Here is a 15,129-nt window from a genome sequence, read left to right on the forward strand (position 1 = left end):
AGGGAATGTACATGGACACCAAATTGCTCGACATCCTCGCTTGCCCGGTCTGCAAAGGCCCGCTCAAGCTCAGCGCCGACAAAACCGAGCTGATCAGCAAGGGCGCCGGCCTCGCGTACCCGATTCGCGACGGCATCCCGGTGATGCTCGAAAGCGAAGCGCGCACCCTGACCACCGATGAGCGTCTGGATAAATGACCACAGCCTTTACCGTTGTCATTCCATCGCGCTATGCCTCCACCCGACTGCCGGGCAAACCGCTGCTGCTGATCGCCGGTAAGCCGATGATCCAGCACGTCTGGGAACAGGCGAGCAAAAGCAGTGCCCAGCGCGTGGTGGTTGCCACTGACGATGCGCGCATCGTCGAGGCCTGCAAAAGCTTTGGCGCCGAAGTGGTGCTGACCCGCGAAGATCACAACTCCGGTACGGATCGCCTGGCTGAAGTGGCGGCGAAACTGGGCCTGGCCCCCGACGCCATCGTGGTCAACGTGCAGGGCGACGAGCCGTTGATCCCGCCAAGCGTGATCGATCAGGTCGCCGCCAACCTGGCCGCTCACACCGAAGCACGCATGGCCACCCTGGCCGAGCCGATCGAAGACGTCGAAACCCTGTTCAACCCCAATGTGGTCAAAGTGGTCAGTGACCTCAATGGCCTGGCGCTGACCTTCAGCCGTGCGACCTTGCCGTGGGCTCGGGACGCGTTTGCCAAGAGCCGCGAGCAATTGCCGGAAGGCGTGCCATATCGCCGTCACATCGGCATTTATGCTTACCGTGCCGGCTTCCTTCAGGACTTCGTCACCTGGGGCCCGTGCTGGTTGGAAAACACCGAATCTCTGGAACAGCTGCGTGCCCTGTGGCACGGCGTGCGGATTCATGTCGCCGACGCGCTGATCGCACCGCCCACCGGCGTCGACACCGTTGAAGATCTCGAGCGCGTTCGTCGCCTGCTGGAGGCCTGATGCGGGTCCTGTTCGTCTGCCTGGGCAACATCTGCCGTTCCCCGACGGCTGAGGGCGTATTGCGGTGCAAGCTGCGTGAGGCGGGGCTGGCCGATCAAGTCGAAGTGGCTTCCGCCGGCACCGGTGACTGGCACGTCGGCAAGGCCCCGGACAAGCGCAGCCAGGCTGCGGCGAAACTGCGCGGCTACGACCTGTCCGCCCAGCGCGCCCAGCAAGTGACCCGCGCCGATTTCGCCACTTACGACCTGATTCTGGCGATGGACAACAGCAACCTGCGCCACCTCAAGGCCATGCAACCGGCCAAGGGCAAGGCCGAGCTGGATTTGTTCCTGCGTCGCTACCAGTCGGAAGTCGATGAAGTGCCGGATCCTTATTACGACGGCGACCAAGGCTTCGAACAGGTACTGGACCTGATCGAGCGCGCCAGCGATCTGCTGGTGATCGAATTGAAGGGACGGTTATGAGTTTGCAGGTTCAACCCCGGGTTTCGCTCAAACCGTACAACAGCTTTGGCGTGGACGTTCAGGCGCGGCTGTTTGCCGAAGCCCATAGCGATGCCGACGTGCGCGAAGCCCTGGCCTACGCGGTGGAACACGAAGTGCCGGTGCTGGTGATCGGTGGCGGCAGCAATTTGCTGCTGACCGCCGATGTGCCGGCGCTGGTGTTGCGCATGGCCACACGGGGGATTCGCCTGCTGAGCGATGACGGCAACCAGGTGGTGATCGAAGCCGAGGCCGGTGAGCCGTGGCATCCGTTTGTGCAGCACACCCTGGCGCAAGGATGGTCAGGGCTGGAAAACCTCAGCCTGATCCCCGGCACCGTCGGTGCGGCACCGATGCAGAACATCGGCGCTTACGGTGTCGAGATAAAGGACGTATTCGCCGGCCTGACAGCCCTCGATCGCCAGACCGGCGAGCTGCGGGACTTCACGCTGGCCGAGTGCAACTTTGCCTACCGCGACAGCCTGTTCAAGCAGGAGCCTGGGCGCTGGTTGATCCTGCGGGTGCGTTTCACCCTCGCGCGCACCGCGCACCTGCATCTGGAATACGGCCCGGTGCGTCAGCGCCTGACCGAACAAGGCATCGATCACCCGACGCCGACCGATGTCAGCCAGGCCATTTGCAGCATCCGCAGCGAAAAACTCCCGGACCCGGCGGTGCTCGGCAATGCCGGCAGCTTCTTCAAGAATCCGTTGGTGCCCGCCGCACTTGTGGCACAACTCAAGGGTGAATACCCGGATCTGGTGGCGTATGCGCAGCCCGATGGGCAAATGAAGCTGGCGGCGGGGTGGCTGATCGAACGGGCCGGCTGGAAAGGCTTTCGCGACGGCGATGCCGGTGTGCATAAATTACAGGCGCTGGTGCTGGTCAACTACGGCAGCGCAACGGGCCTGCAATTGCTGAATCTGGCGCAGCGCATTCAGAAAGACATTGCAGAGCGTTTCAAGGTCGACCTGGAAATGGAACCTAACCAGTATTGAGGCTACGCTTTCAGGCTGAATAAAAAGCCCTGCACATTTTCAAATGTGCAGGGCTTTTTTGTTAATGCTCAGTTAACTTAGCCAGCTAACGATGCAAACATTTGCTCCATCAAAGGCCCGGTGCAGACGTCGCGTCTACATAAGAGAGCCGATTAGCCTGAGTCGATCTGCGTGTAGTGAACCGCGAACCCCAAGCGGCAGATTGCTCGACCCCATAACCTCTATAACTATGCGGGCGTGCCCATGATTACCCTGAAACTCAATGGTCAAGATCATCAACTCGATGTCACCGAGGACATGCCGCTGCTCTGGGCGATCCGCGACGTGGCTGGCTACAACGGCACCAAATTCGGCTGCGGCATGGGCCTGTGTGGCGCCTGCACCATTCATATCGACGGCGCGCCAGCGCGCAGTTGCATCACACCGATCGGCTCGGTGGTCGGCCAGAACGTCAGCACCATCGACAACCTGCACGCCGACCCGGTGGGCAAAGTCGTCCAGCAAGCCTGGCTCGACAGCGCCGTGGCTCAGTGCGGTTATTGCCAGGGCGGACAGATCATGTCGGCCACCGCGCTGCTGAAAACCAACCCGAACCCCAGCGACGAGCAGATTGAAGAGGCGATGGTCGGCAATATTTGCCGTTGCGGCACCTACAACCGGATCAAGACCGCCATCCGCCAGGCATCCACTCACCTGAAGGAGGCCAAGGCATGAGCCAGCTACCGAATGATTTTGCACTAAGCAACCTCAGCCGCCGCGGTTTCCTCAAAGGCGTGGGCGCCACCAGTGCGCTGGTGCTGGCTGCCAGTTGGGGCTGGCAGGATGCATTGGCCGCCGAAAAAGAGCAGAAATTCGGTGCCGACGGCATGCCCAACGGCTGGATCGATGACCCGAAGGTTTACATCAGCATTGCCGCCGACGGCAGCGTGACGGTGATTTGCAATCGTTCGGAAATGGGCCAGGGCGTGCGCACCAGTCTGTCCATGGTGGTGGCCGATGAACTGGACGCCGACTGGGCACAGGTCAAAGTGCAACAGGCGCCGGGCGACGAAGTACGTTTCGGCAACCAGGATACCGACGGTTCGCGCAGCATGCGTCACTGGTACGAGCCGATGCGCCGTTGCGGTGCTGCCGCGCGGACCATGCTTGAGCAAGCCGCTGCCGAGCAATGGAAAGTGCCGGTCGGCGAATGCCATGCGCAACTGCACAAAATTATCCATAAACCGACCGGCCGTGAACTGGGCTACGGCGCGTTGGCCGCGGCTGCCAGTGCGCTGGCGGTGCCGGCACGCGACAGCCTGCGGCTCAAGCAGCCGTCGGAGTTTCGCTACATCGGCAAGGAAGGGACCAAGGCCATCGACGGTGCGGACATCGTTAACGGTCGTGCGGTCTACGGCGCCGATGTGCATTTCGATGGCATGCTTTTCGCCACCATCGCCCGTCCGGCGGTCTACGGCGGCAAGGTCAAATCCTTCGATGCCAGCGCTGCGATGAAAGTCCCTGGGGTGATCAAGGTCCTGCAAGTCGAAAGTCGTCCACTGCCGTCCGAGTTCCAGCCGCTTGGCGGTGTGGCTGTGGTGGCCAGCAACACCTGGGCGGCGATCAAGGGTCGCGAAGCGCTGAAGATCGAGTGGGATGACGGCCCCAACGCCAGTTACGACTCGATCGCCTACCGCAAGGAACTCGAAGCCGCGTCGCTCAAGCCCGGCAAAGTGGTGCGCAACACCGGCAACATCGACCAGGCCGTGAGCGCTGCCGACAGCACCCTTGAAGCTTCTTACTATCTGCCGCACCTGGCGCAATCGCCGATGGAGCCGATGGTCGCCATCGCCCGTTTCAAGGACGGTGTGTGTGAGGCCTGGGCGCCGAGTCAGGCGCCGCAAGTCACCCGCGAGCGGATTGGCGAGCGCCTGGGCATTCCATTCGATAACGTCACGTTCAATGTCACCTTGCTCGGCGGTGGTTTCGGTCGTAAGTCCAAGCCGGACTTCGTGATTGAAGCGGCGATCCTGGCCAAGGAATTCCCGGGCAAAGCGGTGCGGGTGCAGTGGACCCGTGAAGACGACATCCACCACTCGTATTTCCACACCGTGTCTGCCGAGTATCTGAAGGCCAGTCTGAATAAGGACGGCTTGCCGTCTGGCTGGTTGCACCGTACGGTGGCGCCGAGCATCACCGCGCTGTTCGCGCCGGGGATGAACCATGAGGCGGCTTTCGAGCTGGGCATGGGCTTTACCAACATGGCTTATGCGATCCCCAACGTGCGCCTGGAAAACCCTGAAGCGGCGGTGCACACGCGGGTCGGCTGGTATCGCTCGGTGTCGAACATTCCCCACGGCTTCGCGATTCAGTGCTTTGTCGATGAACTGGCACATAAGGCCGGCCAGGACCCGCTCAAATACCAGATCAAGCTGCTTGGCTCGGACCGTCAGATCGATCCGCGTACCTTGAGTGAGGAGTGGAACTACGGCGAATCCCCCGAGCGCTATCCTATCGATACCGCACGGATGCGCACGGTGCTGGAAACCGCCGCCAAAGCCGCCGGTTGGGGGCGTAAGTTGCCCAAGGGCCGAGGCCTGGGCCTGGCGGTGCATTACAGCTTCGTGACGTATGTGGCGGCGGTGATCGAAGTCGAAGTCAAAGACGATGGCACGCTGATCGTGCACAAGGCCGACATCGCCGTGGATTGCGGCCCGCAGATCAACCCCGAGCGGATTCGCTCGCAGTTCGAAGGCGCCTGCGTCATGGGTCTGGGCAACGCGGTGTGGGGAGAGATCAGCTTCAAGGACGGCAAGGTCCAGCAGGATAACTTCCACATGTACGAGGTGGCGCGCATGTCCCTGGCACCGAAAGAAGTCGCCGTGCACCTGGTCACACCACCGGGCAATGTGCCGTTGGGCGGGGTCGGTGAGCCGGGCGTGCCGCCGATTGCGCCAGCGCTGTGCAACGCGATCTTCGCCGCCACGGGCAAACGCATCCGTAACTTGCCGGTTCGCTATCAGCTGCAAGGCTGGCAGAAGGCTGACGCCTGATGGACAGCGTCGATCTGAACGTCCTGCGCAGCGTGCTGGAATGGCGCCGCGCCGGTCAGCGGGTGATGTTGTACAGCGTGGTCCAGACCTGGGGCACTGCGCCCCGGGCACCTGGCGCCATGCTCGCCTTGCGTGGCGATGGCGTAGTGATTGGCTCGGTGTCCGGTGGCTGTGTCGAGGATGACCTGATTGCCCGGCTGCACGATGGCCGTATCCCGGCCGATGGGCCGCCGGTGCAGTTGATTACTTATGGCGTCACTCGTGAGGAGGCCGCGCGGTTTGGTTTGCCCTGCGGCGGCACGTTGCGCCTGACCGAGGAGCGCGTCGGCGATCCGGCGTGGGTCGCCCAATTGCTGGCACGCTGCGAGGCACATGAAATCGTGGCGCGCTCGTTGGATATAGCGACCGGTGAAGTGGTTTTGCAGCCGGCGAACAAGCACGATGTGCTGAGTTTTGACGGCAACACACTGCGCGCCATTTATGGCCCGCGTTGGCGATTGTTGTTGATCGGCGCGGGGCAGCTATCGCGGTATGTCGCCGAGATGGCGCGGCTGCTGGATTTCGAAGTGCTGATCTGCGATCCGCGCACCGAGTTCGTCTACGGCTGGGAAGAACAACACGGTCGATTCGTACCGGGCATGCCCGACGAAGCGGTGCTGACCATCCAGACCGACGAACGCACTGCCATCGTCGCACTCACCCACGATCCGCGCCTGGATGACATGGCGCTGCTCACGGCCCTGGACTCCAGGGCGTTTTATGTCGGGGCGCTGGGTTCTCGGGTCAACAGCCAGAAGCGCCGGAACAACCTGGCTCAGCTAGGCTTGTCCCAACAGGCCATCGAGCGTTTGCACGGCCCGATCGGCTTGCACATCGGCAGCCATACTCCGGCGGAAATCGCCTTGTCGCTGCTGGCCGAGATTGTGGCGATCAAGAACGGCATCGAGCTCAAGCAGAAGAGGCCGTTGCAGGAGGGCATATGAGCGACTCCATTGGCGTTATCGTTTTAGCCGCGGGGCAGGGCAGCCGGTTTCGACAGGTAGCGGGTGACGATAAGGACAAGTTGCTGGTGGACTGCACCGCCCGTGATGGCATCACCGTGCACTCAATGATCGAGCAGGTGCTGGTGAATCTGCCAGCCACACTCGAGAAGCGTGTGCTGGTCACCACCGCGGACCGCCCGCAAGTGATTCGCATGGCGCAGGCTTATGGTTGCGAGATTGTGCGAATCGAGACGACCGGCCTGGGCGACAGCATTGCGGCGGGAGTGGCGGCCTGTTCGCACCTCGGTGGCTGGCTGATCATGCTGGGGGATATGCCGTTTATCCTGCCGTCGAGCATTGAACAGGTCGTCGCGGCCATTGCGGATGACGCCATCAGCGTGCCGGTGCATGAAGGGCAATATGGGCATCCGGTGGGGTTCGGGCGAAGCTTCGGTCCGGGATTGATGGCGTTGACCGGCGATCAGGGCGCCAAGTCACTGTTTGCGCAGGCGAGGGTGGTTGAGGTGGCGGTGGAGGATCCGGGTGTGTTGTGGGATGTGGACACGCCAGAGAGGTTGGTCTTCGCCTGATGCACCGCCATCGCGGTTTTCCTGCAAAGCAACCGACATAAAAAAAGCCCCGCCTGGATCACCAAGCGGGGCTTTTTAGTGGCCGATGGAATCAGGCGAGGGGTTTAGGCTCGTGCTCTTTTTCCAGGGCTTGCTCGTGTTGCTCTACCGCTTCTTGAACGGAGCGCGGTGCTTCGTCGATCGCGGATTCAACCGGCTCGGCAGGCACTTCAGCGGCCGGGGCAGGGGCTGCCTCGACGACTTCAGCAACAACCGGTGCTGGCTCGGCAGCGGCCGGAGCAGCAGCGGCAGCCAGTTCGGCTTCCTTCTGCAGACGCTCGGCTTCACGCTTGCGACGACGTACTTCACGTGGGTCGTTCGGCGCACGGCCACTTGGAGTCAGAGCGCTGACAGGGGCAGCTTCGACCACGGGTGCAGCTTCGGCAACCACCGGTGCTTCAAGCAGCGGAGCAGGCTCGGCAGCCGCAACCACTGGCTCGGAGACCGTGGCTTCAGCCGCTGGGGCTTCAGCAACCGGAGCCTCAGCGACTGGCGCTGGAGCTTCGACAGCAACCGGTGGCTCGGCAACCCAGTTGAACGTGGTTTGTTCTTCACGAACTTCGCGAGCTTCACGTGCCGGTTCAGCCACTGGTGCTTCAACGACAGGTTCTGCAGCAACCACTGGTTCGGCGGCAGCTTCAACTTCCGGCTGTGCTTCACGCAACGGTGCCACTTCAACTTCCGGAGCGGCGATGACTTCCACCGGCGTGGTCGCTTCAACCACTGGCGCTTCAACCGGAGCGGTTTCCAGAGTGGCAGCAGTAGCGCGTTCGGCTTGCTCGTTGGCTTGTGCTTCAGCAGGTGCGCTGATCACGGTGCTGGCAACGGCTGCGGTAACAGCCAGGCCGGCGGCCAGATCGGCAGCGCTTGGCGCTTCGGCGTTTTCAGCGGATTCGGATTCTTCCGAACCTTCGATCACGTTGCCGTTGGCATCGCGCTGACGCTCACGACGGTTGCTGCGACGACGCTGGCCACGGGAGCGGCGGCGTGGACGATCGCCTTCGGCGACTTCCTGACCGTCTTCCTGCAGTTGCTCTTCGTTGGTTGGCAGCTCTTCTTCGGCAGCGGCAGCAGCGGCTTGCTCGGTGCGTGGTTGACGTTCTTCACGCGGTGGGCGTGGAGCGCGCTCTTCGCGTGGCTGACGGGCCGGACGCTCTTCAGCGGTGGCAGCGGCGGCCGGAGCGGCATCCAGAGGCTCGCGCAGTTCACGAACCGGACGCTCTTCACGATCGCCACGTGGCTTGCGATCTTCACGCGGTGCGCGCGGTGCACGTTCTTCACGAGGAGCGCGTGGTGCACGTTCTTCACGGGCTACTACAGGCGTTTCTTCGCGGGCTTCGCGTGGTTGACGCTCTTCGCGTGGCTCACGTGGTGCGCGCTCTTCACGCGGTGCACGTTCCTCACGAGGCTTGCGCTCTTCATCGCGGCGACCGTTACGGTTGCGGCTCTGCTGACGACCGTTGCGACGCTCTTCGTTGCGGGCAGGGCGCTCGGTGGTCGCTGGTTTTTCAACCACAACCGGAGCAACAGGCTCTTCCTTGGTTGCGAACAGGCTGATCAGCGACTTCACCAGGCCCTTGAACAGGCTTGGCTCAGGCGCGGCAGCTGGCGCAGCCACTGGCGCGGCGACGACTTCGGTCGGAACCGGAGCGTTGGCGCGGGCCGGTGCAGTCTTGACCGCGGCTTCCTGGCGAACCAGGGTGCGGGTCGCGGCGGCTGGCTGGACTTCTTCGACTTCCGCAGCGGCAGCAGCGATCTCGTAGCTGGACTGGTTGATGCTGGCTTCCGGGCTGTCATCGCGCAGACGCTGAACTTCGAAGTGCGGCGTTTCGAGGTGATCGTTCGGCAGAATGACGATGCGGGCGCGGGTGCGCAGTTCGATCTTGGTGATCGAGTTGCGTTTTTCGTTGAGCAGGAACGCCGCCACCGGGATCGGCACTTGTGCGCGAACTTCGGCGGTGCGGTCTTTCAGGGCTTCTTCTTCGATCAGGCGCAGGATCGCCAGCGACAGCGATTCAACGTCGCGGATGATGCCGGTGCCGTTGCAACGCGGGCAAACGATGCCGCTGCTTTCGCCCAGCGATGGACGCAGGCGCTGACGGGACATTTCCAGCAGGCCGAAGCGCGAGATGCGACCGACTTGCACGCGGGCGCGGTCGGCTTCCAGGCATTCGCGGACTTTCTCTTCCACGGCGCGCTGGTTCTTGGCAGGGGTCATGTCGATGAAGTCGATGACGATCAGGCCGCCGATGTCGCGCAAGCGCAACTGACGGGCGATTTCTTCGGCGGCTTCAAGGTTGGTCTGCAGAGCGGTTTCTTCGATGTCGCTGCCTTTGGTGGCGCGCGCCGAGTTGATGTCGATGGACACCAGGGCTTCGGTCGGATCGATGACGATGGAGCCGCCGGAAGGCAGTTCGACGACGCGCTGGAAGGCGGTTTCGATCTGGCTTTCGATCTGGAAGCGGTTGAACAGCGGAACGCTGTCTTCGTACAACTTGATCTTGCTGGCGTACTGCGGCATCACCTGGCGAATGAAGGTCAGGGCTTCGTCCTGGGCTTCAACGCTGTCGATCAGCACTTCGCCGATGTCCTGGCGCAGGTAATCGCGGATGGCGCGGATGATCACGTTGCTTTCCTGGTAGATCAGGAACGGCGCGGCGCGGTCCAGCGAGGCTTCTTTGATGGCGGTCCAGAGTTGCAGCAGGTAGTCGAGGTCCCACTGCATTTCTTCGCTGCTGCGGCCAAGGCCGGCAGTGCGAACGATCAGACCCATGTCGGCCGGTGCAACCAGGCCGTTGAGGGCTTCACGCAGTTCGTTGCGCTCTTCACCTTCGATGCGACGGGAGATACCGCCGGCACGTGGGTTGTTCGGCATCAGAACCAGGTAACGACCGGCCAGACTGATGAAAGTGGTCAGGGCGGCGCCCTTGTTGCCACGTTCTTCTTTTTCGACTTGAACGATGACTTCCTGGCCTTCGCTCAGGACGTCCTTGATGTTGACGCGGCCTTCAGGGGTTTTCTTGAAGTATTCGCGGGAGATTTCTTTGAGGGGCAGGAAGCCGTGGCGCTCAGAGCCGAAATCGACAAAGGCAGCCTCAAGGCTTGGTTCGATGCGAGTAATCCGGCCTTTATAGATGTTGGCCTTCTTCTGCTCGCGTGCACCGGATTCGATGTCCAGGTCGTAGAGGCGTTGGCCATCTACCAGTGCAACACGCAACTCTTCAGGTTGAGTCGCGTTAATCAGCATTCTTTTCATGTAGTACCGTCGGTTTCCGGGCTGCCGGAAACGGCGTTCGGCACACACGACTTCTCACGGTCGGTGTCAGGTGCGTCGGGAGTGGTTGGCCATTCCCGTGTCCAGCGATGTCCGACCAATTGGGCCGGTATCGCGACGTACGCGTCCTGCTTGCTGTGGCTACTTAAGCACTCAGTCAGGAGGAGGAATCAACCGGCGGCTGTGGACGAGATGAAGCGTCTTGATAAAGCCTATTGCTACACAGTCCAGCGGTTGTGCATCTCCACCCTACACGTATCCCTGATAATTCGGGTGCTGCCGCGCGCAGAATCCGCAGCGGGTTGGCATTTACCGTGAGCTCCGAAAGGGGAGGTCACGCATCATGGCTAATTTAGGCGTTGTTTCCGAAGCGTTCGCTCGGGGTCGTTTGCAGCTGACTGCACTTTGTGAACTGGCCGTGAATATTTGCTCGGAAGGCGAGTGAAAACTCTGCTTTGCGGCATGATTCAGGCCTTATGTCACCTGCGCTTGTTACAACTGCAAACTCTGCCGTTACGTAGCGAAAGCCCCGTAGGACGGCCTCTCGTCCTCGTGAATTGCGTTGGTCAGGGCCGGTTTTTGACCGTTAGTCCGCTGTCCAGGCCACTTTTGGCGGCGTTCGCGACTATAGCAGCAATGATTAAGTGCTTCAATTCCATAAAAAATTGTTATCATCCGCACCATGACGACTACTGCCCCTTCGACCCCAGGCGTACAACTGCTTGAGGTCTCGCCGGAATATGCCGGCCAACGTATTGATAACTTCCTTCTCGCTCGGCTCAAAGGCGTGCCCAAGACCTTGATTTACCGCATTTTGCGTAAAGGCGAAGTGCGGGTGAACAAAGGTCGGATCAAGCCCGAATACAAGCTGCAGGCGGGCGACATCGTGCGCGTGCCGCCGGTTCGCGTGCCCGAACGCGACGAGCCCGTGCCACTGGCGCAGGGGCTGCTGCAGCGGCTCGAGGCCTCGATTGTCTATGAAGACAAGGCGCTGATCGTGATCAACAAGCCCGCTGGCATCGCGGTTCACGGCGGCAGCGGCTTGAATTACGGCGTCATCGAAGCCTTTCGTCAGTTACGTCCCGATGCAAAAGAGCTTGAGTTGGTTCACCGCCTCGACCGGGACACCTCCGGCCTGCTGATGATCGCCAAAAAGCGCAGCATGTTGCGTCACTTGCACGCCGCATTGCGCGGTGATGGCGTCGACAAGCGCTATATGGCGCTGGTGCGCGGCAACTGGGCGACCTCGATCAAGCAAGTCCGTGCGCCGTTGCAAAAGAGCAATCTGCGCTCCGGCGAACGCATGGTCGAAGTCGACGAAGAGGGCAAGGAGGCGCTGACCGTGTTCAAGGTGCTGCGCCGCTTCGGTGACTTTGCCACCATGGTCGAAGCCAAGCCAATCACCGGTCGCACTCACCAGATTCGCGTCCATACTTTGCATGCCGGGCATTGCATCGCCGGCGACACCAAGTACGGCGATGAAGATTTCAGCAAGGAAATTCGTGATCTGGGCGGCAAGCGTCTATTCCTGCATGCCTACATGCTGACCGTGCCGCTGCCTGATGGCGGCGAGCTGAAGTTGCAGGCGCCGGTCGACGAGATGTGGGCCAAAACCGTGGAGCGATTGAGTGCGCCCATCTGATTACAAACTGCTGATTTTCGATTGGGACGGTACGCTCGCAGACTCCATTGGTCGGATTGTCGAGGCGATGCACGTGGCGTCCAGGCGCTCCGGCTTTCCGTTGCGCGATGATTTTGCGGTCAAAGGCATTATCGGTCTCGGGTTGCCGGAAGCGATTCGGACCTTGTATCCCGAGATCGGCGATGGCGAACTGATGGCTTTCCGTGACTATTATGCGGAGCACTACATCGCGGCGGAGGCTGTTCCTTCGCCGTTGTTCGAGGGCGTGCTTGAGTCGATGGAAGCGTTTCGTGCCGACGGCTATCACCTGGCGGTTGCCACCGGCAAGGCTCGGCGCGGGCTGGACCGGGTGCTGAAAGCTCACGGCTGGGAAGATTATTTTGATGTCACTCGCGCAGCCGATGAAACGGCCAGCAAGCCGCATCCGTTGATGCTTGAGCAGATTCTCGCCCATTGCGAGGTTCGCCCGGAGCAGGCGCTGATGGTCGGGGATTCGTCCTTCGATCTGCAGATGGCGCGCAACGCCGGCATGGATTCGGTGGCGGTCAGCTATGGCGCTCAATCGATTGAGGCGTTGCAGCAGTTCGAGCCTCGACTGTCCATTGATCGTTTTTCAGAATTGCGCGCCTGGCTGAGTCAGCGGGCATAACGGTTTTTTGCAGGGGTAAATGTCATGACCGACGAATGGAAAGCACCCGCCAAGGCGAGCGCAGAGAGCGGTGACGAAAAAAGCTGGAAGCTGCTGGAAACGACCCTGCTGGCCAGTGTGCAGGAGCATCGCCGGTCCCGTCGCTGGGGGATTTTCTTCAAGCTGCTGACCTTTGCATATCTGTTGTTTGCGTTGTTCTTGTTCTCGCCGCTGATGGATATGGAAAAAAGCGCCACTCGCGGTTCCGGTTACACGGCGCTGATCGATATAACCGGCATGATCGCCGACAAAGAGCCGGCGAGTGCAGATAATATCGTCAGCAGCCTGCGTAAAGCCTTCGAGGACAACAAGGTCAAGGGTGTGATCCTGCGGATCAACAGTCCGGGCGGCAGTCCGGTGCAGTCGGGTTATGTCTATGACGAGATCCGTCGTTTGCGCGGCCTGCATCCGGATACCAAGGTTTACGCGGTGATCTCGGATCTGGGGGCTTCCGGTGCCTATTACATTGCCAGTGCGGCAGATCAGATCTATGCCGACAAGGCGAGCCTGGTGGGTTCCATTGGTGTGACCGCGGCCGGTTACGGTTTCGTCGGCACCATGGAAAAGTTGGGCGTCGAGCGTCGTACCTACACCTCTGGCGAGCACAAATCATTCCTCGATCCGTTCCAGCCGCAGAAGCCCGAAGAAACTCAGTTCTGGCAGGGTGTGCTCGACACCACTCATCAGCAGTTCATCAGTAGCGTCAAGAAGGGGCGTGGCGATCGTCTCAAGGACAAAGATCATCCGGAGCTGTTCTCCGGGCTGGTCTGGTCCGGTGAGCAGGCGCTGCCGCTGGGCTTGATTGATGGTCTGGGCAGTGCCAGTTCGGTGGCGCGTGACGTGATTGGCGAGAAAGAGCTGGTGGACTTCACTATCCAGGAGTCGCCGTTTGATCGCTTCTCGAAAAAGCTCGGTGCCAGCGTGGCTGAGCATTTGGCGATGTGGATGGGCTTCCAGGGGCCGGCGTTGCGCTGATCGTTGGCTGCATAAGAAACCGGCCTGTGTGGCCGGTTTTTTTGTGCGCGCGCAGTCGGTTCAGGGTATTTGCAGGCCTTCAGCCAGCAACATGTCAACCAGGCGAATCAGTGGCAGGCCGATCAGGCTGGTGGCGTCAGGGCCTTCGGTGCTTTGAAACAGACTCACCCCCAATCCTTCAGCCTTGAAGCTGCCAGCGCAGTCGTAGGGCTGTTCGGCGTGCAGGTAGCGTTCGATGCGTGCTGCGTCGAGTGCGCGCATGTGCACGGTAAACGGCACGCAGTCGACCTGGCAGTGGCCGGTCTGGCTGTTGAGCAATGCCAGGCCGGTGAGGAACGTCACGCTGGCACCGCTCGATGCGAGCAGTTGTTCGCGGGCCTTTTCGAAGCTGTGTGGCTTGCCGATAATCCGCTCGCCCAGTACCGCGACCTGGTCCGAGCCGATGATCAGGTGGGCGGGATGACTGGCGGCAAGTGCGCGGGCTTTTTCTTCGGCGAGGCGTTTTACCAGTTTGATGGCTGACTCGTCCGGGCGATGGCTTTCGTCGATATCCGGCGAGCTGCAAGTAAACGGCAACTGCAGGCGGGCCAACAATTCCCGGCGATAAACCGAGCTTGAAGCGAGTAATAAAGGCAGCATGCGCATCTCCAAAGGGCAAGGGGCGAATTCTAGCGCAGGCTCAAGTGGCAGACAGGGCTGAATTTCCTTTGACATGGCTGGGGGCATCCCTATAATGCTGCGCCTATGTTGAATGACCCGATTCCACCTCACGTTGACCCGCGCAAATTGGCTGACCGTGGCACCACCCTTCAAGGTGAAATGCTGCTGGCCGATTTGGAGAGACTCTGCGACCCGCTTTCCGACAATGTCGGTACGGTGCAGGCTAAATTCGTTTTTGAACGAGATGAACGTAAGTCTGTGGTAATCCACAGCTTTATCGACACCGAAGTCAAAATGGTTTGCCAGCGTTGTCTTGAGCTGGTCACCCTGCCGATCCATAGCGAATGCAGTTATGCTGTGGTGAAGGAGGGTGCGAATACCCAGTCGTTGCCGAAAGGTTATGACGTGCTGGAACTGGGCGAAGATCCATTGGATCTGCAGTCACTGATCGAGGAGGAGCTTCTGCTCGCCTTGCCCATTGTGCCTGCTCATCATCCGGAAGAATGCCAGCAGCCGGCGGGAGCAGATGAGCCCGAACCGAGCGAGGACGAGGTAACGCGGTCCAACCCGTTCAGTGTATTGGCGCAGTTAAAGCGTGACCCAAACGTTTAGGAGTTAATCAATTATGGCTGTTCAGCAGAACAAAAAATCCCGCTCTGCCCGTGACATGCGTCGTTCGCACGATGCTCTCGAGGCTAGCACCCTGTCTGTAGAAAAAACCACCGGTGAAGTTCACCTGCGTCACCACGTATCGCCAGAAGGCGTATACCGTGGCCGTAAAGTGATCGACAAGGGCGCTGACGAGTAA

Annotated in this window: 15 protein-coding genes; 13 read left to right on the forward strand and 2 right to left on the reverse strand. The window is 60.8% G+C overall.

The genetic code is table 11. The features are described from left to right. Positions 1-11: 11 nt before the first annotated feature. The 8 genes from JUI81_RS14360 to JUI81_RS14395 all read left to right on the forward strand — a co-directional run bounded on the left by JUI81_RS14360 (position 12) and on the right by JUI81_RS14395 (position 7,043). Positions 12-197: a Trm112 family protein gene (locus JUI81_RS14360; RefSeq protein WP_003179363.1), complete on the forward strand. Its 186-nt coding sequence runs from the start codon at positions 12-14 to the stop codon at positions 195-197. Further along, positions 194-958, forward strand: coding sequence for a 3-deoxy-manno-octulosonate cytidylyltransferase (gene kdsB, locus JUI81_RS14365; RefSeq protein ID WP_204124543.1), 765 nt, complete (start codon positions 194-196; stop codon positions 956-958). Before JUI81_RS14360 ends, kdsB begins: the two co-directional genes overlap by 4 nt. Continuing rightward, positions 958-1,422 (forward strand): low molecular weight protein-tyrosine-phosphatase, encoded by a 465-nt coding sequence (locus tag JUI81_RS14370; protein ID WP_019582718.1) that lies wholly within the window; start codon positions 958-960, stop codon positions 1,420-1,422. Before kdsB ends, JUI81_RS14370 begins: the two co-directional genes overlap by 1 nt. Continuing rightward, positions 1,419-2,438 (forward strand): UDP-N-acetylmuramate dehydrogenase, encoded by a 1,020-nt coding sequence (gene murB / locus JUI81_RS14375; protein ID WP_204124544.1) that lies wholly within the window; start codon positions 1,419-1,421, stop codon positions 2,436-2,438. Before JUI81_RS14370 ends, murB begins: the two co-directional genes overlap by 4 nt. 243 nt (positions 2,439-2,681) lie before the next feature. After that, positions 2,682-3,152, forward strand: a complete 471-nt coding sequence (locus JUI81_RS14380) for a (2Fe-2S)-binding protein (protein ID WP_007941956.1) — start codon at positions 2,682-2,684, stop codon at positions 3,150-3,152. Continuing rightward, positions 3,149-5,470, forward strand: coding sequence for a xanthine dehydrogenase family protein molybdopterin-binding subunit (locus JUI81_RS14385; protein WP_204124545.1), 2,322 nt, complete (start codon positions 3,149-3,151; stop codon positions 5,468-5,470). The genes JUI81_RS14380 and JUI81_RS14385 overlap by 4 nt, the downstream gene beginning before the upstream one ends. Further along, positions 5,470-6,453, forward strand: coding sequence for an XdhC family protein (locus tag JUI81_RS14390; protein WP_204124546.1), 984 nt, complete (start codon positions 5,470-5,472; stop codon positions 6,451-6,453). The genes JUI81_RS14385 and JUI81_RS14390 overlap by 1 nt, the downstream gene beginning before the upstream one ends. Further along, positions 6,450-7,043 (forward strand): NTP transferase domain-containing protein, encoded by a 594-nt coding sequence (locus tag JUI81_RS14395; RefSeq protein WP_204124547.1) that lies wholly within the window; start codon positions 6,450-6,452, stop codon positions 7,041-7,043. Before JUI81_RS14390 ends, JUI81_RS14395 begins: the two co-directional genes overlap by 4 nt. A 91-nt stretch (positions 7,044-7,134) precedes the next feature. Here the strand turns inward: JUI81_RS14395 and rne are convergent, their stop codons facing one another. Then, on the reverse strand, positions 7,135-10,338 hold the full coding sequence (gene rne / locus JUI81_RS14400) for a ribonuclease E (RefSeq protein ID WP_204124548.1): 3,204 nt from the start codon (positions 10,336-10,338) through the stop codon (positions 7,135-7,137). Positions 10,339-11,038: 700 nt separating this feature from the next. On the opposite strand from rne, the gene rluC reads away from it, so the two are divergent. Genes rluC through sppA form a run of 3 tightly spaced genes read left to right on the forward strand, consistent with a single transcriptional unit; the run spans position 11,039 to position 13,661 of the window. After that, positions 11,039-11,998 (forward strand): 23S rRNA pseudouridine(955/2504/2580) synthase RluC, encoded by a 960-nt coding sequence (rluC, locus tag JUI81_RS14405; RefSeq protein WP_007941997.1) that lies wholly within the window; start codon positions 11,039-11,041, stop codon positions 11,996-11,998. Continuing rightward, positions 11,985-12,647 carry an HAD-IA family hydrolase gene (locus JUI81_RS14410; RefSeq protein ID WP_018926225.1) on the forward strand — a complete coding sequence of 221 codons (663 nt, stop codon included), beginning with the start codon at positions 11,985-11,987 and terminating at the stop codon, positions 12,645-12,647. Before rluC ends, JUI81_RS14410 begins: the two co-directional genes overlap by 14 nt. Positions 12,648-12,671: 24 nt before the next feature. After that, on the forward strand, positions 12,672-13,661 hold the full coding sequence (gene sppA, locus JUI81_RS14415) for a signal peptide peptidase SppA (protein WP_019582730.1): 990 nt from the start codon (positions 12,672-12,674) through the stop codon (positions 13,659-13,661). Positions 13,662-13,721: 60 nt separating this feature from the next. On the opposite strand, the gene JUI81_RS14420 is transcribed toward sppA, so the two are convergent. After that, positions 13,722-14,300 (reverse strand): nucleoside triphosphate pyrophosphatase, encoded by a 579-nt coding sequence (locus JUI81_RS14420; protein ID WP_019582731.1) that lies wholly within the window; start codon positions 14,298-14,300, stop codon positions 13,722-13,724. Between the two features lie 105 nt (positions 14,301-14,405). On the opposite strand from JUI81_RS14420, the gene JUI81_RS14425 reads away from it, so the two are divergent. Then, positions 14,406-14,933, forward strand: a complete 528-nt coding sequence (locus JUI81_RS14425; protein WP_007942001.1) for a YceD family protein — start codon at positions 14,406-14,408, stop codon at positions 14,931-14,933. A gap of 13 nt (positions 14,934-14,946) precedes the next feature. Further along, a complete protein-coding gene (gene rpmF, locus JUI81_RS14430; protein WP_003179396.1) occupies positions 14,947-15,129 on the forward strand; it encodes a 50S ribosomal protein L32 in 183 nt (60 codons plus the stop codon).

The organism is Pseudomonas sp. 008 (assembly GCF_016861935.1).
In the GTDB taxonomy this organism is placed as follows: Bacteria; Pseudomonadota; Gammaproteobacteria; order Pseudomonadales; family Pseudomonadaceae; genus Aquipseudomonas.